At 47.1% G+C, this 21092-nt stretch carries 15 protein-coding genes; 5 read left to right on the forward strand and 10 right to left on the reverse strand.

The window, feature by feature from the left end; genetic code table 11:
- Positions 1–28: 28 nt before the first annotated feature.
- Positions 29–1183, reverse strand: coding sequence for an FtsW/RodA/SpoVE family cell cycle protein (locus tag NST70_RS12020; RefSeq protein WP_014097516.1), 1155 nt, complete (start codon positions 1181–1183; stop codon positions 29–31).
- A 236-nt stretch (positions 1184–1419) separates the two neighbouring features.
- Here NST70_RS12020 and NST70_RS12025 point away from each other — a divergent pair, with 236 nt between their 5' ends.
- Entirely contained in the window at positions 1420–1740 is a 321-nt protein-coding gene (locus NST70_RS12025; RefSeq protein ID WP_026683849.1) for a thioredoxin family protein, read from the forward strand.
- A gap of 38 nt (positions 1741–1778) precedes the next feature.
- Here the strand turns inward: NST70_RS12025 and NST70_RS12030 are convergent, their stop codons facing one another.
- The gene (locus NST70_RS12030) at positions 1779–3218 is read right to left on the reverse strand and encodes a phospholipase D family protein (RefSeq protein WP_104851529.1); all 1440 of its coding nucleotides are present in this window, start codon (positions 3216–3218) and stop codon (positions 1779–1781) included.
- A 124-nt stretch (positions 3219–3342) separates the two neighbouring features.
- On the opposite strand from NST70_RS12030, the gene NST70_RS12035 reads away from it, so the two are divergent.
- The gene (locus NST70_RS12035) at positions 3343–3498 is read left to right on the forward strand and encodes a lmo0937 family membrane protein (RefSeq protein ID WP_014097513.1); all 156 of its coding nucleotides are present in this window, start codon (positions 3343–3345) and stop codon (positions 3496–3498) included.
- A gap of 382 nt (positions 3499–3880) precedes the next feature.
- Complete coding sequence (locus NST70_RS12040) at positions 3881–7078, forward strand: efflux RND transporter permease subunit (RefSeq protein WP_342475169.1); 3198 nt, start codon at positions 3881–3883, stop codon at positions 7076–7078.
- Positions 7079–8712: 1634 nt separating this feature from the next.
- On the opposite strand, the gene NST70_RS12045 is transcribed toward NST70_RS12040, so the two are convergent.
- Entirely contained in the window at positions 8713–9744 is a 1032-nt protein-coding gene (locus NST70_RS12045) for an EAL domain-containing protein (RefSeq protein ID WP_342475171.1), read from the reverse strand.
- Between the two features lie 313 nt (positions 9745–10057).
- On the opposite strand from NST70_RS12045, the gene NST70_RS12050 reads away from it, so the two are divergent.
- A complete protein-coding gene (locus NST70_RS12050; protein WP_342475172.1) occupies positions 10058–11575 on the forward strand; it encodes a catalase in 1518 nt (505 codons plus the stop codon).
- 247 nt (positions 11576–11822) lie between these two features.
- Here NST70_RS12050 and NST70_RS12055 read toward each other — a convergent pair whose 3' ends face one another.
- The 7 genes from NST70_RS12055 to NST70_RS12085 form a co-directional block, all read right to left on the reverse strand.
- Complete coding sequence (locus NST70_RS12055) at positions 11823–12401, reverse strand: undecaprenyl-diphosphatase (protein ID WP_035184119.1); 579 nt, start codon at positions 12399–12401, stop codon at positions 11823–11825.
- Positions 12398–13141 carry a polysaccharide deacetylase family protein gene (locus tag NST70_RS12060; protein ID WP_014097507.1) on the reverse strand — a complete coding sequence of 248 codons (744 nt, stop codon included), beginning with the start codon at positions 13139–13141 and terminating at the stop codon, positions 12398–12400. The genes NST70_RS12055 and NST70_RS12060 overlap by 4 nt, the downstream gene beginning before the upstream one ends.
- A complete protein-coding gene (locus NST70_RS12065; protein WP_035190398.1) occupies positions 13117–14400 on the reverse strand; it encodes a glycosyltransferase in 1284 nt (427 codons plus the stop codon). Before NST70_RS12065 ends, NST70_RS12060 begins: the two co-directional genes overlap by 25 nt.
- A gap of 314 nt (positions 14401–14714) precedes the next feature.
- Positions 14715–15593, reverse strand: a complete 879-nt coding sequence (locus tag NST70_RS12070; RefSeq protein ID WP_035190395.1) for a hypothetical protein — start codon at positions 15591–15593, stop codon at positions 14715–14717.
- 3 nt (positions 15594–15596) lie between these two features.
- Complete coding sequence (locus tag NST70_RS12075; protein WP_035190393.1) at positions 15597–16103, reverse strand: zf-HC2 domain-containing protein; 507 nt, start codon at positions 16101–16103, stop codon at positions 15597–15599.
- Between the two features lie 4 nt (positions 16104–16107).
- The gene (locus tag NST70_RS12080; protein ID WP_014097504.1) at positions 16108–16641 is read right to left on the reverse strand and encodes a sigma-70 family RNA polymerase sigma factor; all 534 of its coding nucleotides are present in this window, start codon (positions 16639–16641) and stop codon (positions 16108–16110) included.
- Between the two features lie 339 nt (positions 16642–16980).
- On the reverse strand, positions 16981–18150 hold the full coding sequence (locus NST70_RS12085; protein ID WP_104851532.1) for a glycosyltransferase: 1170 nt from the start codon (positions 18148–18150) through the stop codon (positions 16981–16983).
- Positions 18151–18806: 656 nt separating this feature from the next.
- On the opposite strand from NST70_RS12085, the gene NST70_RS12090 reads away from it, so the two are divergent.
- Positions 18807–21038 carry a glycosyltransferase family 39 protein gene (locus NST70_RS12090; protein WP_179234554.1) on the forward strand — a complete coding sequence of 744 codons (2232 nt, stop codon included), beginning with the start codon at positions 18807–18809 and terminating at the stop codon, positions 21036–21038.
- Positions 21039–21092: the final 54 nt, after the last annotated feature.

The raw sequence follows: 21092 nt of genomic DNA on the forward strand, positions 1-21092 counted from the left end.
AAACAGGCGGCACGATGCCGCCTGTTTTTTATTTTTCGTTAGAAAACATATATTTTCTGTAATGGTAACGGATTGAAAAAATAAATCCGACCGCAAGCATATTCCCCATCAGCGAACTCCCCCCGTAGCTGATAAACGGCAGCGGGATCCCGGTAATCGGCAGCACCTGGATCGTCATGCCGATATTTTCAAACACATGGAACGTAATCATCGCAATGACGCCTGCGCAAATGTAGGAATAAAAATCATTTTTCGTCTCAAGCCCTGCTTTTATAATATGGTAAATAAGCATAAAAAACAGGCCAATAACAATGCTCCCGCCGATAAAGCCGAACTGCTCGCCGATCACGCTGAAAATAAAGTCCGTCTGGTTTTCCGGAAGGCTCACTTCAGTTGTGCCAAGCCCCTTTCCAAACGTCTGGCCGGAACCAATGGCCAAAAGGGACTGAATCAGGTGGTAGCCGTCTGTATTGGAATAGTTATAAGGATCAATCCAGGCATAGATCCGGCCAAACTGGTACGAACGGACGCCAAGATATTTTTCGAGAAGTGCCGGCTGCCAGAGGACGAGATAAAAAATCAATCCTGCCAGTGCCGCGCCGCTGCTAAAAATCGGAAGCAATAGTTTCCATGTGATGCCTGACACAAATACAAGCCCGAAAAATATCGCAATAAACACAAGTGACGTTCCCAAATCCTGCCCAATGGTCAACATGAGCGGCACAAACAAGCAGATGCCGAGTTTCACAAACAGCCAGAAATCCGATTTTACTGACCGGTTCAGCACTTTTTCATTATGATCGGAAATAAGGCGCGCCATTGCTAAAATTAAAAATGGCTTCATGATTTCAGAAGGCTGGAATGTCCCAATTACCGGAAACACAAACCAGTTTTTCGCCCCATTACGCTCCGGGGCAATGCTGGCTGGTGCCAGGATCAGCAAAATCAACAGCAAAATCCCGAACCCGTAACCGTACCACGATATTTTTTTCAGCTGGTCGGAGTCAAGGCGGATCACCAATGCGATAATGATCGCGCCGACCACATAGTTGATGACTTGTTTTATCAGAAAGCTGCTGTCAGCCGTATAAATGGCAACAAGGCTGACAATGCAGAACAACATCAGCGTTAAAACCAGCCCGTAATCAATTTTAGAACCTTCATCCCGCGAAGACAATTCCATCACCTGACTTCTCAATGCCGGAACCGCCGGCCGTAAAATAAAATAAATGATACGGATCCTTCAAAACAACTGACCCCCATCATTTTTTCATACAAGCTTTATTATACATCATACGTGAAGAAGCACAATCCTTTTCGTTTTGGAAATATTTCTTTGGCAGGTTGAAAAATGTTGAAATTCCTCTGCTGCTCTATATACAATAAGAAAGAATGATGAAAGGATGGAGATGGTCTGGAGTGGAAGCGATTAAAAGTGCGGAAGAATTTAAAACGGTAACGGGAGGAGAAGCACCGGTTATCGTGAAATTTTATGCAGATTGGTGTCCGGATTGCAAAGTGATGAATATGTTTATTGGTGATGTGATCAAGGACTATCCGCAATATAAATGGTATGAAATCAACAGCGACGCGTTCCGAGCGATTGCGGATGAAAACCAGGTGATGGGGATTCCGAGCCTGCTCGTTTTCCAAAACGGCGAGAAAAAAGCGCATCTGCACAGTGCAAATGCAAAGTCGCCGGAAGAGGTACGCGAATTTTTAAATCATGTCGTATTGTAAAAAAGGCCCGGAGCCGGGGAAGGCGTTCCGGGCTTTTTTTAATACGTTGTCAGTTTCAATACTTCCTGGAGGCGATAAAGGACTTTTAACAAATAAGTGGAGAAGCCTTCGTGTTTTTTGTACGGGACGGTAAAAGCGCCGTCTTCATTGTTCCACAGCCGCCCGAAGTACCGGCGGATCTCTTTTGTGATGGCCGCATCATTCCGTGCCTTCACAAATAAATCGGTCTCCAAATTATAATCGTCCAGGTTGCGAAGCGTTAAATTGGTCGACCCGCCGAAAAAGAGCGAGCGGCCGGGCTTTTCAATCCAGACCAGCTTCGGATGGAATTGCTCGAGCCCGGTATTATACCAGCGGATTTTGATCTTTCCATCCGTTTTCTTTACGAGTTCCTGTGCAACAGGCTGGTTGGGAAGCCCGATTTTTTTATGCCCGAACGCGTTTAAATTCGGGTCGAGGATAAGCCGGATGCGGACGCCGCGGGAAGATGCCTTCTCAAGCGCACGGACCACTTTCCGGTCACCCAAATAAAACATCGCCATCGAAATCGAATCGCCTTTTTTTGTCGCCTTGATTTCTTTCATCATCCGGTCGTAAACTTTCCCCTCCGTTAACAGCTGGACGGCAATCCTGCCTTTTCCCCTTTCTTTCCCTTTGTATTGCGGCAGCTCCGGGCCGTCCGACATATCGGAAGCCGCCTGCTCCGATTCCAGAACATCCCGAATGACCGGCCCTTTTACAAGAAAAGCGATATTGGAATGCCAGCCGCTTGCGTCATGCGGGTTGCCGGATGCAATGACCGTGCCGTTTTCAGTCGTAAACGTTTTGCGGTGGTTCGCTTTAATATTAAAAAGTTCAAGATACGAGCGGAGCGTCATCTTCGGCGCATTGTCCCCGAAAGCATTTGGCAGCCAGCCGGTCCCCCCCTGGCCGAACCACTGGAAAAACATATGCCAAATGCCGGAATAAAGCGGTGTCGGGTCACGCAGCGAGTCCAAATGCGTAAAGACCACACGGATGCCATGTTCCTTTAGCCGTTTTAAAATGCCAGCTTCATGGGACCCGTAAGAAGTATTGATCGGATCGGTGATGACGATGATGCGGATACCAGGTTCTTTTTCTTTTTTGGCAATCAGCCTGTCCACGAGCCTCTCAGCAAGCGGCGGCACTTTCATCTTTTGATCATGGTAGCCGTTAAAAAGGAAGAGATCGGCGACGATATATTGATGGGCTTGGTCAATCATCCGGTAAATTTCAGGATAGACGGTCTGCTCCACCTTTCTTTTTCCTGTCCCCTTTTCCCGGTATGTTAAATCCGAAAGAAAACGGATGTCTTGATCGTGAACGTTATATGTTCTGCCTTCATAGGAAATCCCTTTTGGCAGCGGCTTATATGTATGGTACAGCATGACAGCCGCATAAATGGCAATTAAGACAAGCAACCCATAAGACAGCCATTTCTTTCTGCTTTTTTTCATTACAACCCCCCCGTTTTCCTGTATCTTTCCCTTACACCACGCCTGGCAAACATGCAGGCAAGCGTTTGAAAAGCAACGGAACGGGTAACATAAAAGTACTTTAATTTAGAAAGGAAAAGGCTATATGATCTGGACAATTATTGGGATTTTGCTCGTACTTTGGATTTTAGGCATTGTTTTTCACATCGCCGGCGCTTTTGTGCACCTTCTGCTTGTCATCGCCGCCATTGTGCTGCTGTTTAAAATTTTTTCAGGCATGCGCGGAAATAACAGCCGATAGAGGCTGAGGGTATAGATATATAAAATAAACATAAGTTTTTACATCAAGCCCGAGCACCAATTTGCATCATGACTACTTTTTACAGTAGGCAACAGAGCTAAAGAAATTTTGTTCATTTTATTATATAGAAGGTTGAGCCGCACCAAAGGCTTTAACCTTCTTTTTTTAGGCAACCCTTTCTTTATCCAATATTCCTTCCTTCCGAAAGCTCCGCTCTTTTTCCAAGCGATGCATCAAGTACTGCAATTCTATCCTGTATCTATAGAAGATGCCGGAAAATACTGGCGCATTTCCGGGTTTAAAGGTATAACTATAATGGAGATAGGCTAGCCCATTTCTATCCGGCTCTAGAACGAAAAGACAAAGGAGTGTTGTAAACACTGTGAAGAAGATCATCCAGTTTTGCCTAAACAACAAATTTGCCATTTGGCTGATGACCCTCATTGTGGCGGGTGCTGGGATTTATGCCGGCATGAATATGAAAATGGAAACCATTCCGAATATCGACGCGCCATACATGCTGGTGACAGCCTCTGATCCGGGTGCCACACCGGAAGAAGTCGAAAATAAAATTACGCAACCGATCGAACAACGGCTGAAAAACCTCACCGGCGTCAATACGGTCTCCACTTCCTCGACGGAAAGCAATTCCCAGATCCAGCTTGAGTATAAATATGGCACGGATATGGATCAAGCGAAAAAAGACATCCAGGATGCGCTCGAAAAAGTGGACCTGCCGGATAATATTGACAAGCCGTCCGTAACAAGGATCAGCGTCAATGATTTTCCGATCCTGTCTTTAAGTGTGTCGGATAAAAGCCGGTCTTTTCAGCACTTAACGAAAATTGTCGAAGAGGATCTTGTTCCAAAACTGCAGAGCATTGACGGCGTGTCCGATGTGCAGGCTTCCGGCCAGTACGTGCAGGAAGTCCAGCTGACCTTTAAACAGGACAAGTTGAATGCACTGGGGCTCGATGAGGACACTGTCAAAAAAGCGATCCAGGGCGCAAACGTTTCGGTACCGCTCGGCCTCATCAACTTCGGAAAAGAAAACAAATCGGTAGAAATCGATGGAAACGTGAAATCGCTGAAGCATTTTGAGAATCTGAAAATCCCGTACACCCCGAAAACGGGTGCAGCTTCCGCTTCGTCCGCAGCCGCGCAGGCTTCAGGGGCACAATCCCCAAATGCGGCGCAGACTTCAGGAACGCAGGCCTCGGGTGCGCACGCTTCAGGGGCGCAGCAACCGGCGAATGCAGGAACGCAAGCGACGCAAGCCAACGTCGGTATGCCAACCGTTGCGTTAAAAGAGATTGCCGATATCAAAGTTGTCGGCAAGCATGAATCGATTTCTAAAACGAACGGGAAAGATTCAATCGGCATCCAAATTACAAAAGCTCCGGATGCAAACACGGTGGATGTTGCCGATGCAGTAAATAAAAAAGCCGCACAGTTTAAAGCGGACTATAAAGGCACACAAATTTCCACCATTCTGGACCAGGCAACACCTATCAAAGACTCCGTCAAAACGATGTTCGAAAAAGCAATCATCGGGGCCGTATTTGCGATTGTGGTCATCCTGCTGTCTTTGCGGAATGTGCGTTCCACCATTATCGCGGTCATCTCGATCCCGCTCTCGGTGCTGATTGCTTTTATTATTTTGCACCAGCTTGACATCACATTAAACGTGATGACACTCGGAGCCATGACGGTAGCAATCGGGCGCGTTATTGATGACTCGATTGTCGTCATTGAAAATATCTACAGACGCCTGACGTTGCGGGAAGAAAAACTGCGCGGAAAAGCGCTGATTCGTGAAGCGACGGTTGAAGTTTTTAAACCGGTTATGTCTTCCACGATCGTAACCGTCATCGTCTTTGTCCCGCTTGCACTTGTGAGAGGGATGGTCGGGGAACTGTTCATGCCGTTTGCCCTGACGCTAATTTTTGCCTTGCTAGCATCGCTTCTTGTGGCGATCACGGTGGTGCCGATGTTTGCCCATTCGTTATTTAAGAACGGGTTGAAGAAAAACACGCGGACTACGAACGAAGGGCACGGCCGGATCGCTTTATTTTACAAAAAGATTCTGAACTGGTCGCTCAACCATAAGCTGGTCACGTTCGGCATCGCATGCCTGCTTCTTATCGGTAGTTTGTTTTTAATCCCGCTTATCGGCGTCAGCTTTATTGAAAACGAAGGCCAGAAAGTCGTGTATGCCACCTATGCGCCGGAACCAGGGGAAACCCTTTCCGATGTGAAGAAGATAGCAGGAAAAGCGGAGGATTACTTAATCCACCGTAAAAATGTAAAAAATGTGCAATATTCCATTGGGGAGTCGGCTTTCAGCACCAACAGCAACTCCGCCATCTTTGTTGTCGAATATGACCAGGATACCAAAAATTTCGACCGCGAACCGGAAAAAGTCATTAAAGCCCTGCAACAAAGGACGGACCAGGGTACATGGAAATCACAGGACTTCGCATCTATGTCGAATGATGATTTAACGATGTATGTCTATGGCAACAATCTGGATGAAATCAAACCGGTCATCCATAAAATTGAAAAAGTCATGAAAAACAACGACAACTTGAAAAATGTTGAAACCAGCCTTTCCGAAACTTATCAGCAATACACGCTTGTCGCCAACCAGAACAAACTGGCTGCTCTCGGGTTAACAGCCGGCCAGCTCGGAACCGGCCTTGCGCAAACCGGCAACCGGACCGTGCTTACAACCGTTGAAAAAGGCGGAGAAGAATTAAATGTTTACGAACAGAACAAAACCGGGCATTACGACAATATTGGCGATCTGACCAATCAAAAAGTCACGTCGCCCCTCGGCACAAAAGTAGCGCTAAAAGATGTCGTGGACGTGAAAAAAGGCGAAACACCGGATGCAGTCTCGAAACGGGACGGCAAAATCTATGCCAGTGTAACCGGCAAGATCAAGACAGCTGACGTTGCGAAAGTGACACAACAAGTTCAAAACAAAGTGGATAAACTCGATATTCCAAAATACATCCATGTCGAAACCGGCGGCGTAACGGAAGACATCAATGACTCGTTTACAAAGCTCGGTTATGCGATGCTGGCTGCTGTTGCGATCGTTTATCTTGTGCTCGTGATTACATTCGGCGGGGCCCTCGCGCCGTTTACCATTCTTTTCTCACTGCCATTTGCCGTAATTGGTGCACTGGTCGCCCTGTACCTGGCGCATGAAACGATCAGCGTCACCGCCATGATCGGCGCCCTGATGCTGATCGGCATCGTGGTGACGAATGCCATTGTGCTAATCGACCGGGTGGTGCATAAAGAAAAGGCGGGGCTGTCCACACGCGAAGCATTGCTTGAAGCAGGCGCGACAAGGCTGCGTCCGATTTTAATGACCGCTTTTGCAACAATCTTTGCACTGATCCCGCTTGCTCTGGGCTACGGCGGCGGCGGGCTCATTTCGAAAGGGGTCGGCATCACAGTAATCGGCGGCTTGACCAGCTCCACTTTACTGACACTTATCATCGTTCCGGTTGTTTACGAATTTTTAATGAAGTTTAGGAAAAAAGAAAAACATCCGGAAGAAGTATGAAAAAAGAGGTTGCCCAGGGGCAACCTCTTTTTTCTGCATGTGGAAGCATCACCAGCGCTTGCGTCGGAGAGGTAAAACTTGGGAAAGCCGGGATTTACCTGCAAACCCCAGTTCCTGTTCGATTTAGCTTCTTTCAAGTAGGGATGAATAAGCAAAATTCTTAAATTTGGTAAGAATGCTGGAGGCCGGTTTTTTTCGTGCTTCTTTAACGTAGACGCGCTCTATGTGAAGGAAGACCCTCGTTTTTGCTTGCTTCCTTAACGTAGACGGGGTCTATGTTAAGGAAGGGCTTCGTTTTTCCATGCTTCCTTAACGTAGACGGGGTCTATGTTGAGGAAGGACTTCGTTTTTCCACGCTTCCTTAACGTAGACGCGCTCTATGTGAAGGAAGGTCTTCGTTTTTCCACGCTTCCTTAACGTAGACGCGCTCTATGTGAAGGAACGCCTTCTTTTTTCCATGCTTCCTTAACGTAGACGTGCCCTATGTTAAGGAAGACCCTCGTTTTTGCTTGCTTCCTTAACGTAGACGCGCTCTATGTGAAGGAAGGTCTTCTTTTTTCCACGCTTCCTTAACGTAGACGTGCTCTATGTGAAGGAAGGTCTTCGTTTTTCCACGCTTCCTTAACATAGGGCTTGCTGAATCACCAAACTTCCTAGATTTGGAAAAACTTAATACAATGTGCAAGGGTTAAAGATGGATTCTTCTATATTTTGAAAAAGAGCTTGCTGACAAATTGGGTACAAATTCAGAATCGGATTCGTTCACCAAGCCCCAAGTAGGACATTTCGAGCCAGGATGCAGCTCCTTTTGTCCTTTTGGCAGATTCAAAAGGACATTTCGGGCTCGGATGCAACGTGTTTTGTCCTTTTGACGGCTACAAAGGGACATTTCGAGCCCAGATGCTGCTCCTTTTGTCCCTTTGACAGCTTCAAAAGGACATTTCAGACCCGGATTCAGCTCCTTTTGTCTTTTTGACAGCTTCAAAAAGACATTTTGGGCCCGGGTGGAGGTCAATTTGTCCTTTTGACGGCTTCAAAAGGACATTTCGGGCTCGGATGCAACGTGTTTTGTCCTTTTGACGGCTTCAAAGGGACATTTCGAGCCCGGATGCTGCTCCTTTTGTCCTTTTGATAGCTTCAAAAAGACATTTCAGACCCGGATGCTGCTCCTTTTGTCCTTTTGATAGCTTCAAAAGGACATTTCGAACCCGGCTGAAGCTCCTTTTGTCCTTTTGGCAGTTTCAAAAGGACATTTCGGGTCTGGATGCAACGTGTTTTGTCCTTTTGACAGCTTCAAAAAGACATTTTGGGCCCGGGTGGAGGTCAATTTGTCCTTTTGACGGCTTCAAAAGGACATTTCAGACCCGGATGCAACGTGTTTTGTCCTTTTGACAGCTTCAAAAAGACATTTCGGACCCAAACGCGACTCCTTTTGGTCCTTTTACATCACGCAAAAGAACAATTTGACCTCACTGTACGGCTAGTTTCTCTTTTTTTCCAGGTCCGCTGATTCGCATCCTTGCTGAAGAAATTAAAAAAGCCGACCTATCTTTCAGGTCCAGCCTCGTAAACGCAATGAAGATTCATTTTTTAGCAAACGCTACAAAAACGGCCATTGCAAAACCCGAAAGCCCCTAATTTCCCCCAAGAATGATCGCAGCGGGTTCGGGAGCGGGTTTTCCAATATAGTACCCTTGCGCCAAATGCATGCCGATCGATTTGCAATAGAGCAGTTCTTCTTCGCGTTCAATTCCTTCCGCTAGCACATAAATACCGGTTTCTCCCGCAATTTTCATGACTTCCTGCAAAAAGCGCTGTTTGACCTTATTCTCGTCGCAATGGGAAATAAAAAAACGGTCGATTTTCACATAGTTCGGATTTAAGATTTTCAAAGTTTCAAGCGTTGCGTACCCCGAACCGAGATCATCAAGCGCCACGCTGACGCCAAGATCACGGTAAATCCCGAGTATCTTTTTTAAAAAGTGGACATCGTTGATCTTCTCGGTTTCCACGACTTCAAAGACAAGGTCCTCGGGGGAAATATCGTACTGTTCAATCAAAGTGAACGTATGCCGCAAGCAAAACTTGTAATCATAAATCGAAGCGGGCAAAAAATTGATAAAGCTCTTCACGCCGCGGGGCAGTTTCTCAGCACGGGCTTTCAGTGCCGCTTCCCTGGCGCGCAAATCCAATAACGAATGCAGCCCGGTTTTATGGGCGGCATCAAATAACAGGCCTGGGGGAATGTTCCGGTTCGGCAAACGGGTGCGCAGCAAAGATTCATAGCCGTATATTTGGTTGTCCTGAATGCGGATGATCGGCTGAAAATAACTTGTCAGGCTGCCGGAAATAATCACTTTCACAAGCATCTCATAGCGGATGCGCTCTTTCAATTGAGAAAGCGGCAGGGAGAGCGTCGAAAATCCGGATCCGGACGGATGGACACTGGTGAAAAGATCAACCGTTTCGGGCATATCTTTTATGATATCAAATAAAGTATCCTTTGCTTCAAACGGAATCATTAAATACTCGGAAAGAACTTCGTATACACAGGATTTCTGCGTCATATATTCAATGACAGCCTGCGTTTTTTGTATGTATAATAAACCGCTTTCCGGAATATGAAAAGATGCATCGTTCTCCAGGTTTGGCTTCTCATTCAGCATGTGATTCATCCTCATCCAGTCGTTTAACTTATTTATACCAAAAAATGCCCGGAAAAGCTACTATGAAAAGCAGGCTGCAGGCGGCATCATCCCGGCCGAAAAAACGATCAAAGACGCTTTTCTCCCTCCTTCCCTATTCTACAATTGATAATCAAACGCTGCAAATGAAAATAGCACATTTCCCTCACACTTCTATTAGTCCTCCTTTCCATTGATATGATAATCTTTACTTTAAATTCATTATAAATAAATATTGATTTTTATAATGAACCAGTTATAATATAGATATCAAATAGCAAAAGGTGGGAACATGATGAGCAATCAAAAAGACAACAAAAAAATGACAACTGCATTCGGTGCCCCGGTTCCGAATGACACAGATTCAAAAACCGCCGGCAAAAGAGGCCCGTTATTGATGGAAGATGTCTGGTTTATTGAAAAGCTGGCCCATTTCGACCGGGAAGTGATCCCGGAGCGGCGGATGCATGCAAAAGGTTCCGGCGCGTACGGGACGTTCACAGTGACAAACGATATAACGCAATATACGAAGGCAAAACTCTTCTCAGAAGTCGGCAAAAAAACCGATATGTTCATCCGCTTCTCAATCGTTGCCGGTGAACGCGGCGCGGCGGATGCCGAACGCGATATCCGCGGGACAGCGATGAAATTTTACACAGAAGAAGGCAATTGGGACCTTGTCGGGAACAACACGCCTGTATTTTTCCTCAGAGACCCGAAACGTTTCCCGGATTTGAACCATGTCGTCAAACGCAACCCGCGCACCAATATGCACAGCGCGCAGGCAAACTGGGATTTTTGGACGCTGCTGCCTGAAGCGCTCCACCAGGTGACGATTACGATGAGCGACCGCGGCATCCCGGCAAGCTACCGGAATATGCATATGTTCGGAAGCCATACGTACAGCATGTTCAACGCCAACAACGAACGTGTCTGGGTCAAATTCCATTTTAAAACACAGCAGGGCATCAAAAACCTCACGGACGAAGAAGCGCAGGAAATTATCGGCCGCGACCGTGACAGCCATCAGCGCGATTTGTACGAAGCGATTGAAAACGGCGACTATCCGCGCTGGACGATGTACATCCAGGTGATGACGGAAGAAGAGGCAAGAAACCTGCCGTATAATCCGTTTGACTTGACAAAAGTGTGGTACCATAAAGACTTTCCGCTCATTGAAGTGGGTGTCGTCGAACTGAACCGCAACCCGGAAAACTATTTTGCGGAAGTCGAACAGGCCGCATTCGCCCCGGCCAATATTGTACCAGGCATTGGGTTCTCGCCGGATAAAATGCTGCAGGGCCGCCTTTTCTCTTACGGCGATGCGCAACGTTACCGGTTAGGCGTCAACCACTGGCAAATCCCTGTCAACTATCCGAAAAAAGCGGAACACTTCCATCCGTACCACCGCGATGGCGCAATGCGGGTTTTCAATCCGGCTGAAGGCGGCTCCGTCTCCTACAGCCCGAATAGTTATGGCGAATGGGAAGACAGCAAGGAACACGCAGAATCGGCACTCGATATTTTAGGTACAGCTGACTATCACAATTTCCATGAAGATGATGACAAATATTACGAACAGCCCGGCAAATTGTTCAGGCTGATGACGGCGGAAGAACAGCACAGGCTGTTTGCAAACACGGCACGTAGCATGCAGGGAACGACAAAAGAAGTCCAGCTCCGCCATATTGCGAACTGTTATTATGCAGATCCGGCATACGGCGAGGGCGTCGCGCGCGCACTCGGTATTCCGATGAGCGAAGTCGAGGCGGCTGTTTCAAGAAAATTGCCGGCAGATAAAGGTTTGCGGTGACGCTAAAATGCACATGATATAAAATGATCTTAAGTTTTTGCAAAGCCCGGGCACCAATTTGCCGAATGATGACTTTTTGCGGCAGGCAAAAGAGCGGCAATATTTCGTTCACTTTATATAGATATAAAACACAAAAGACGTTGAGGCACCATTTCGATTTGTGCCTCAACGTCTTTTAAATTGATTTAGAGTGACAGGGCACAGTGCTAGATGGTGTCCCGCCCTCTTTTCGATTGATTTTGCTCGTTCATTTATATCCTTTTTTTGTAATTTTCGCCCATATGTCATGATACCAGCCGATCAGCATGCTAAAAGCCGGGTCAAACAACCCTTTCATTTTTTGGATGGTCCATACTGTGAACAAGGCAACAATAATGCTTGCCGCAATATCCCCCGGATAATGGTGCCCGACCCATACACGGGAAATGCCGGTCAAAACGGCACAGAGCATCATCGCTAATCCGAGTTTCCGGTTCCGCACCCATAAGGCGAAAGCCATGGCAAACGTGCCTGTCGCATGGTCGCTCGGAAATGAGTCGTCGGCCGCATGCGGAATTAAAATGCTGGTATGATACGTGACAAATGGCCGCGGTTCATAATAAACAAGCGTAATCACATAATTGACCAGCAAAGCGGCAACACCGGCAATGCCGGCATAAAGCACCATGTTTTTCATTTTATCATTGCCTAAAAACCACACAATCAATAAAACAGCGGCAAAAAGCGGCAAGGCATCCTGTGTAAAAAAAATCATGATGTCATCCAGTAATTTTTCATGCCCTGACAAGTTGTGGACCATAAAAAACAATCTGGCGTTCTCATTCATGGCTCTATTTCCTTTCTTCTATGGCTGGTTTTGATAGAAAAATGTTTGTCAAACATCTCGTCCATCCGCACGAACCGGAAGCCGCGCGCTTTTAATGCCGGAATCGCAACCCGCAAACCTTCAATTGTATACTGCGGGGCATCCTCATCTGCGCCCGGCGTGACGCCGCAATCATGCAGCAAAATCACATCGCCGCTTTCCACCCGGGTGATCAGGCCGTTTGAAACCTTTTTCGAACCGCCTTTTCTCTTCCAATCGCGGAACATTTTCGACCAGTGCACCATGCGGAACTGCTTGTGCAGAAAAAAGTCCAGCAGATGCATCATTCCCCACGGCGGGCGGTAAAAAACCGGTCTCTCGCCGGTGATGTTTTCAATAATCCGTGCCGACTGCTCAAGCGTGCGCGCATTTTTCCAAGGGCTGATCAGCCAGTTGCACTGGTGCTTATAATTATGAAGGCCGATACAATGCCCTTCACGCGACATGCGCAAAACGAGTTCCGGATACCGGGCCGCCCTTTCCCCGACGAGAAAGAAAGTGGCCTTAATTCTTTCCCGCTTTAAAAGATCAAGCAGTACCGGCGTATAGACCGGGTCCGGCCCGTCATCAAAGGTGAGCGCAATCTCCGCATCTTTTTTTCCTTTCCAACATACCCAAAAACCGAGTTTGGCCGCTAAAACATATGGAATAATAGCATATATGAGAATGAATAAAATCAATACCCAGATGATGACTTCCAAACCGTGCCGCTCCTTTCATCCAAAGATTCATGCGGGTGATGCACAAGCAAAGCCTTTTTTCGCATCCTTGCATACTTTCCGTGCGCGGTATCCGGCATTTCCGGATCAGACGCATGAATGAGCCGTGCATATTTCGCCTGGTCAATAACGGAAAGCACCCGAAAAGCGGCCTCTCTGTTTTGAATCGATAGCGTGTTTCTTTTCATCTTCGCAAGCTGTGCCCTGTTTTCATTCAGGCGGGCTAAACACCGGATTAACGTGCCTTCATCTGCTGCCTCAACTGCTGCGCCCGCTTGTGTTAAAAAGGCTGCGTTATCTTCTTCCTGGCCCGGCAGCGCTTTGTATAAAATCATCGGCAGTTCCATGGCCAATGCTTCCGCTGTTGTCACGCCGCCCGGTTTCGTAATCATCACGTCCGAGACAGCCATTAAATCACGCACATAATCAATATAGCCGAGCACGAAAACCTTATGCTTCGTCCCTTTCAGATCATCCATCAGGCGGGCGCGTAGTTTTTCATTATGCCCGCACACGATCAACAGCTGCATGCGGAAAGGTACCGCGTCCAGTTTTTCAGCCGTGAACAGCCCGTCCCCGAACAGGCCTTCCCCGCCGCCCATGACAAGCACGGCCGGTAACGCCGGATCGAGGCCGTATTTTTTGTACAAAGCCTGCTTGTTCACCGGTTTCAGGAAACTCGGTTTAATCGGGATCCCTGTACAGGAAATTTTTCGGCCGGGAATGCCGAGCCTGATCAACTGCCGGCGCAACATATGCGAACCAACGACATAGTGATCTGTGTACGGGTGCAGCCATGAACTGTGGTGCGTATGGTCGGTAATGACGGTAACGAGCGGAATATCCGTAAGCCCGTATTCCTTTAATTTTGAAATCATAGAAGACGCAAAAGGATAGGTGCTGACAATAACGGATGGGCGTATCGTTTCGAGCATCCGCAGCGTCTTTCTCATCCCCGTTGAAAATAAGCCGGTCAATGTTTTTGACAGGGCATTCCTTCCATACGTTTTACGGTACAAATACCCGTAAAGATTCGGGAACTTTTCAATACCTTTCATATAAACATAGTGGCTGACCGGGAATAAGGTGGGATGGACCCATTCCATGAAATCGACGACAACCGGGTCTGCTTTTGGGGAACGAATTTTCATCGCCTGTTCAATTGCCCGGGCGGCCTGCAAATGCCCTTCCCCAAAAGCGCCTGTTAATATCAACACTTTGTCTTTTTTCTTGTTGGCCATTCTCTTTTCCCCCCTGCTTTTCGGTCTGTTTACAGAAAACGCGCCGCTTCTCCTTCTCATGCGGCCTCTTTCGATACAATACAATAGACTTTGAGGGTAAAAGAAAAGTTCATTTATAGGCGATAAAAATTTGCGGTCATTGTTTTCCTACTCTTCCATTTAAACGAATTATGGAAAACACTGTAAAAATTTGCTTCGAAAAAAAGAAACAGGCAAGGCTTTTTTCGGAAACAAAAACCCCGTTTGGAATTTTTTTTCAACAAGGACAGGCAAAAAAAACGCAACAGGGTACTCACAAAAAAACATGCGGCTCCTTATTTTGCGGCCGCATGTTTTTTCCTGTTTCTCCATTTTTGAAATAGCCATGTGACCGAAAGCCCGAGCGAGTACCAGAACAAAATCAGGAAAATGACTTCCCCGACGAGCGGGATGCTGCAAAGGGCAATCAGGATCGTCACACCCGTTAACAGTTTCAGCCATTCCTGCCTGCCGTTTAAAACGGCAAAGGTGCTACCGATTTCCCGGCCAAGAAACACGAGTCCTGCCAGGAGGGATACAAAAACAGCAAGGCATAACAGAAGGACAACCGGTATTAATACCACTGTAATCGTCAAAAACAGGCTGAGCGCAAGGACGACAAGCGACAGCAGGCAGCCGGTAATGATCATCCTTCCGGGCCGCGTGTAGAAGGACCGAATCCCAGAAAAAAACGGTTTTTTCGCGACTAAGCCGAACAAAACAGTGCACACAATCAACAGTAGGCTTGCGGAAAGCCGGAAAAACCAGAGGGCAAGAAGCATGACAGCGGCAAAAATCATACTGTCAAGCGTTTTATTGTTCATATTGATAGATACGACATGTTCCGTTACACGGGCACCCGGCTGCTGTTTGATATTTCCACCGAGCACAAATACAGAGCCGCGGATATCCGCTGACTTACGAATATTCAAATTCCCATTGATCACAATGACGGCTGTTTTGACATATCCGCTGACGGTCGCGTTATTCCCGATCACAACGACATTTTCGACTTTTTCATTTTTCGGGATGACCGTATGCCGGTCGTGGATGATGATTCTCATTCTTTTTTCCTTTGCAAACGCAGGGTGGAAACCCGCCCCTGCGCTCAGAAAAAGCAGGAGCAAGGACAATAAGCAAATCAATATTTTTGCGGCTTTCATCTTTTTCTCCATCCCCTACTCCTTCACCGGCTTCATGGTGAGAAGGCCAAACAAAATCCAGATACAAACGGCCAAAATCACCGCTATCACCACCATAATCCCCGCAGACAAAGCCGGGAGCGCGGAAAGAATGGAAAGCGCAATATGAAAGCCGCTTGAAAGAATATTGCAGAGGGCCTGAAAAATATTCATGCCGACATAAAACGGTTTTCTCATCACCGGGTAGGCGCAAAGCACAGAAGCGGCACAGCAAACCGCAAAGAACCAGACAAAAACGCGGTAATGCATCGCCATTTTTTCCTGCGGCATAATTTTAGCCAGAACCGCCTTTTCAAACTGGATTCCCGGCACATCAACCGAATGGTAAAAACGGCTGATTTCCGCCTTCACCGTCTCCAGTTCTTCCAGTTCACGGCGGCAATCCGGGCAAAGGGCAAGATGGGCTTCAACCATTTTTCGGTCCGTTTCACTTAACGCATCATCCATGAAGGCCGGCAATAAATCCCGGACGTGTGTTTCCATGTGATCACCCTCTTGAAAGTTCTTTTTTCAAAATATTTCTCGCTGTGTTGATGCGCGACTTGACGGTACCAAGCGGGATGTTCAAGATGTCTGCGATCTCTTCATAGGAATAGCCCTGGATATCGCGCAATACGATCGCTGCCCGGTGTTCCGGCGACAATTTTTCCATCGCGCTGCGGATGTCAAATCTCAAATTGGCGTTGTCGATATTGGAAGTTGGCCTCCTAAGCGGCTCCTCTTCTATTTCCGCCTGAAGATCCACTTTTTTTCGCATTTTTTTCAGCCGGTCATAGCATAAATGAGAGACGATCTTCGACATCCAGGAGGCAAAAGCATAGGCATGTTCCAGTTTATCTAGGGCGTACCAGGCTTTCACAAATGCTTCCTGGGCGATATCTTCCGCTTCCATCCGGTCGCCTGTCATGGCATATGCATGCCGGAACACCTCCCCTTTAAACCGGGCCACCAGCACGGCAAACGCATCTGTATCTCCTGCTTTTGCCTGCCGGATCAACTGTGTTAAATCCTGCTCCACCATTTTCAACTCCCTGCTTAAGCAACGCGATCTTTTGTCGTTGCCCGGGCATGTGCAAAAGCGGCCGGGAAATTGCAGGTGCACTTGCCCATTTCATTCCATGTTCATTATGGCATATTTTCCTTTCCGCCATCAGGAAGTTTTTTTCATCCGCTTAGCGCCTCATTTGGATAGGAGTACCCCATACCGGCCGGAAAACGGGCGGCAAAAAGCCGATGCAAGCGTTGGGCCGGCCTGAAACATGCGCCCGAATTCCACGGCAGGAAGATGGTAAAAGTACCCGGAAACAAAAACGACAAGTCCTTTCCAGCAATACGGCCCCATAGACGCCCCGCAAAAAAATCAATAAGAGGTTGAAACATAGTACTGGTCCTTCAGCACTTTATCCGGCGTTTGGTTTGCTTTGCGGCCGAGCAGACCGCGGATCAATACATCAAATTCTTTCCCCCTGAGTTCGATTTCGCTCCCATATTGGCGCAGCCGTCGGTAAAACCGGGCCAGTTGCTTCCCGTCTTCCAAAATTTCCATCACCTGTTCCTCCACCGGTTTGGTGAAGTCCAGTTCAAAGACAAGACCGTGTTGTTTCAAAAAAGCAAGATTGATTTCTTCCTGACCGGGGAGGACGGAGTGGATAAAAATCGGCAGCTTTTTTTGAATCACTTCGCTGATCGTGACACCGCCCGGCTTTGTAATGATCGCATCCGCTTCATCGTACAGCCGGCTCATTTCCTTTCTGGACTGGATATAGGGAACCGGGATGATATGTTTCATCCCCCATCCATTCAGCTTGTTATACAGTTTTTCGTTTTTTCCGCATAACACATAATAATCGGCCCTGCCCGGCTGTTCCCGTTTCAATGCTTTCAGAAGGCGGTACAGATCGCCGAGGCCGCTGCTGCCACCGGATATTAAGATTTTTTTTCGTGACGTATGGCGCAAAACCGTTCTTTCTTTAAACGCTTCATGAATCGGAATGCCGGTGACAAAAATGTTTTGTTCGGGAACGCCGTTACAGATGAGCGTCGTTTTGATCGTTTGGTTCGGCACAAAATGGATGTCAATTTCTTTCTTTCCCCACAAGCCGTTGACGAAAAAATCAGTGTATGCATTGATAACCGGGACATCAATTTTTCCTTTTGACTTCAGCCGGCTGAGCAGCATCGACGGAAAACTGTGCGTGCAAATGACAAGATCCGGATTTTCCTCGGCAATCAGTTTTTCCATTTGCTTAATAAAAGAGAGTTCATAGAATTTCATTAATGCGGTCTGGTCGGCATCCGCATAAATAAAATGTTTGTACACCCATTGGTATGTCCGCGGTGCTTTCTGGATCCATTTCAAATACATTTTCGTGACGATTTTCTCCAGCGTCCCGCTCGTATAGGAAATCACATCAACTTTTTTCATTTCAATGGTACTGTCCATACATTTCAATTTATGCATTAACGCCTCTGCGACCTGATGATGGCCGGACGGCATTTTTAAAAGCGGTAAAATGAGCACTTTAGCCAAGCTGTCTTCCTCCTTTTCCGGAAGCCTGTTCTTTTTACAATAAATAGACTTCCGCAATTGCCGGGAAGTTCATTCTGTTTTTTACCAAAAAAGCAGATTTTAAACAATTGAATTGTATACCGGATGGATGTCTTACAACAAGTATTTTGCCAATATTGGCCGTATTTTGAGCAGCAGCCGCCTGCACGGCTTTTAAGGGCGTTTTGGACCAACATTTCACCTCCTTAAAACGACCATGCAAAAGGATGGAAATCAACCGACAATTTTTTCTGAATATATCGCAGTTCTGTTGCCTGCTGTAAAAAACAGTCATCGTGCAATTTGGTGCTCAGGCTTGATGTAAAAACTTATATAGAACCGTGCTGCGCGGTATTTCGCTCGGAAAACCTTTCACGTAAATCACCGGCCGGCTTGTCGCCAGTTTCCCGCGTGCCACATTGGTCGCTGAAAAACTGCGGGTTTTTTCATGGAATTCTCACGGTTTATTCAGAATAAGCCGCTATACTGGTCCCTTGAGAAACCTGGAAAATTATGCAAGAATACGAAGTGCAGGCGGCGGGGCATGATAAAAAAGACTGTTTTCATGCACCACTAACCCATTACACGCCAGAGAATGGATTCTATGCGTAAAGAACATTACATGAGGTGAGTCCTCCATGTTCGTGAAGAAGATAACCATTAGTCTTTTCAGTATCATATTTACGGTGTCATGCGCTCTTATCACAATCGGCAGTTTCTTTATCGCACCGCTGTGGGCCAAAAAAGATGACCCGCATTTCGTGCTGCTTGATGGAAAATGGAATATTTCAACGGGGCAGATGGCAGCGCTGTTCCTCTTTTCCGTAGTGGCCATCCTGTTTTATCTTGGCTGTTGCCGCATTTTTGCAAGGCTTTCAGACAAAGGGCTGAAAAGAATGGCAGCCTTTTTGTTTGCCATTATTTTGTCTATTGAAACGGCGATTCTTATCCTGTTTCACGGGGTGCAGCCGCCCAAGGTGGATGGTGGCCATATTTATCTGGAAGCTTTGTATTTATTAAAGCACGGGACATTGCTCGGAAATGAGTACTATTTGCAGCTGTACCCGAACAATGTACCGATTACCATTGCCCGTTACCTGCTTTACCGTTATGCTGCGTTTGGAAATCCGGACTGGTTTTTGATTGTTGATAAGCTGGCAGCGGCTTTGTTCCTGAATATTGGGATCTTTTTTCTCTGGCTGCTAGCGGTGAAAACATCCGGCCGCAAAACGGGAAATTTACTGCTTGTTTTCACAATCACATGGCTGCCGCTCTTTCTTTATATCCCGTATTTTTATACAGAAAGCCTTGCGATCGCCTTTCCGTCCATGGCGGTGTATTTTTGGTACTGCCACAGCCGTACGGGGCGCCCGGTATACCTTTTTCTGCTTGGTGCAGTGCTTGCTGTTGGATGCCAATTAAGGGAAAATATGGTATTGCTTTTGCCTGCCCTTTTGATCTACATGCTCTACACGCTCCGGCTGAAACAAACCGTGCTGCGAATAGCGTTCATTATGCTTGTTTTTTTGCCTGTCACTTTTGGGGCAGAGGCGTATTACCATCATCTCGGCTACCGGGAAAACGCGACCATCAAGGCACCGGTAACCCACTGGCTGGCGCTTGGCCTTTCAAATGAAGGCCGATACAATGTCGCGGATACGAGATTGTCAGAAAGTCTTCCCACCCAACAGGCAAAAAAACAGGCGGATTATGCACTGATCAAACAGCGGATCGAAACGAGGGGTACATCCGGTCTGCTCAAGCTTTGGGCGGTAAAAGCCTTCCGCACATTTTCACAAGGCGATCAGGCCTACGCCAAGTACAATCAGCGGATGGACCATTACAACGCCGCATACCGTTATGTTTACGGAGACCAGAATCAAGTGCTGTTGTTTATCATCCAGGTATTTCATATCGCAACGCTCTTTTTGCTGGCCGTTTCGGGCTTAACGTTCTTCCGTAAAATAAGATTTGATGTTCAATTACTCATGCAAATTTGCTTATTTGGCAGCTACTTGTTTTTCATTTTTATTTGGGAAGCAGAACCGCGCTACTCCCTCCTGTTCACGCCATTGATGATTTTTTGCGCTGCACGGGGTCTTGAAAAGATGCATCAGTTCTTGGAAGCAAAAAAATGGCTGCCGGCACAAAAAAGATGGAAACTGCAAACAGCAGGAAACTGGCTGCTCGTTTTAAGCCTTATTGTCCTGCTCGCCGTTTGCGCCAAATGGAATGAAAAAGCATTCACAGGGACAACCGAAAAATACGAGGATTATATCGTCAACCAGCAGGCGGCCAGAGGAAAACCTGTTGCGCTTGTTGACCGGCATCATACCGTTACCCAAACGTTTATCGCAGACAAAGCTTTCGACCGGGTCGCTTTTATGCCTGCCCGATTCCACGGTAAAGCCGCATACCGCGTTTCTTTATGGCATAAAAGCGGCGGGCGGCAAAAAATGGTGTTTGAACGAAAATTTACAAACCATAAGCGAAAAACAAACGGCTATGCGGCATTTCTTTTGAAAAAATCCTTGCCCGGCGAAAACAGGCATTATGCACTCCGGGTCGAACAACTCTACGGACCGGCGCATGCCCGGATGTTCCTTCATGCGAACGGCCCAAGCGGACATTTTGAGCAGATGGATTTGTACGAGGGCGGCCAATTTTACCAAAACGGCAAACCGATGGCAAAAACAGACCTTACGTTTACCGTATCAAAACAGATTACCGGTCCCCATATAAACCGGCACCTGTACAGATGGCTGTTTGGATGTGCTTTCTTTATGCTTTTACTCTATGGGCTTACTGTCCTGCCGGGAGGGGCAAGCAGAAAAGCAGCTAAAAAAATCCGCGAATTTGCGGATGCCTGATCAAAATCTCCCCGTCTGAGCCGTTTGGCAGCCCGGCGCTTGACCAATAGAAAA

Source organism: Weizmannia sp. FSL K6-0777 (assembly GCF_038593185.1).
Lineage (GTDB): Bacteria > Bacillota > Bacilli > Bacillales > Bacillaceae_C > Weizmannia > Weizmannia faecalis.

Bases quoted from the DNA above. Each gene is read 5' to 3' on its own strand.
- NST70_RS12020 (WP_014097516.1), bottom strand. From the start codon at position 1,183: ATGGAATTGTCTTCGCGGGATGAAGGTTCTAAAATTGATTACGGGCTG.
- NST70_RS12030 (WP_104851529.1), bottom strand. From the start codon at position 3,218: ATGAAAAAAAGCAGAAAGAAATGGCTGTCTTATGGGTTGCTTGTCTTA.
- NST70_RS12035 (WP_014097513.1), top strand. From the start codon at position 3,343: ATGATCTGGACAATTATTGGGATTTTGCTCGTACTTTGGATTTTAGGC.
- NST70_RS12045 (WP_342475171.1), bottom strand. From the start codon at position 9,744: ATGCTGAATGAGAAGCCAAACCTGGAGAACGATGCATCTTTTCATATT.
- NST70_RS12050 (WP_342475172.1), top strand. From the start codon at position 10,058: ATGAGCAATCAAAAAGACAACAAAAAAATGACAACTGCATTCGGTGCC.
- NST70_RS12055 (WP_035184119.1), bottom strand. From the start codon at position 12,401: ATGAATGAGAACGCCAGATTGTTTTTTATGGTCCACAACTTGTCAGGG.
- NST70_RS12065 (WP_035190398.1), bottom strand. From the start codon at position 14,400: ATGGCCAACAAGAAAAAAGACAAAGTGTTGATATTAACAGGCGCTTTT.
- NST70_RS12070 (WP_035190395.1), bottom strand. From the start codon at position 15,593: ATGGAGAAAAAGATGAAAGCCGCAAAAATATTGATTTGCTTATTGTCC.
- NST70_RS12075 (WP_035190393.1), bottom strand. From the start codon at position 16,103: ATGGAAACACACGTCCGGGATTTATTGCCGGCCTTCATGGATGATGCG.
- NST70_RS12080 (WP_014097504.1), bottom strand. From the start codon at position 16,641: ATGGTGGAGCAGGATTTAACACAGTTGATCCGGCAGGCAAAAGCAGGA.
- NST70_RS12090 (WP_179234554.1), top strand. From the start codon at position 18,807: ATGTTCGTGAAGAAGATAACCATTAGTCTTTTCAGTATCATATTTACG.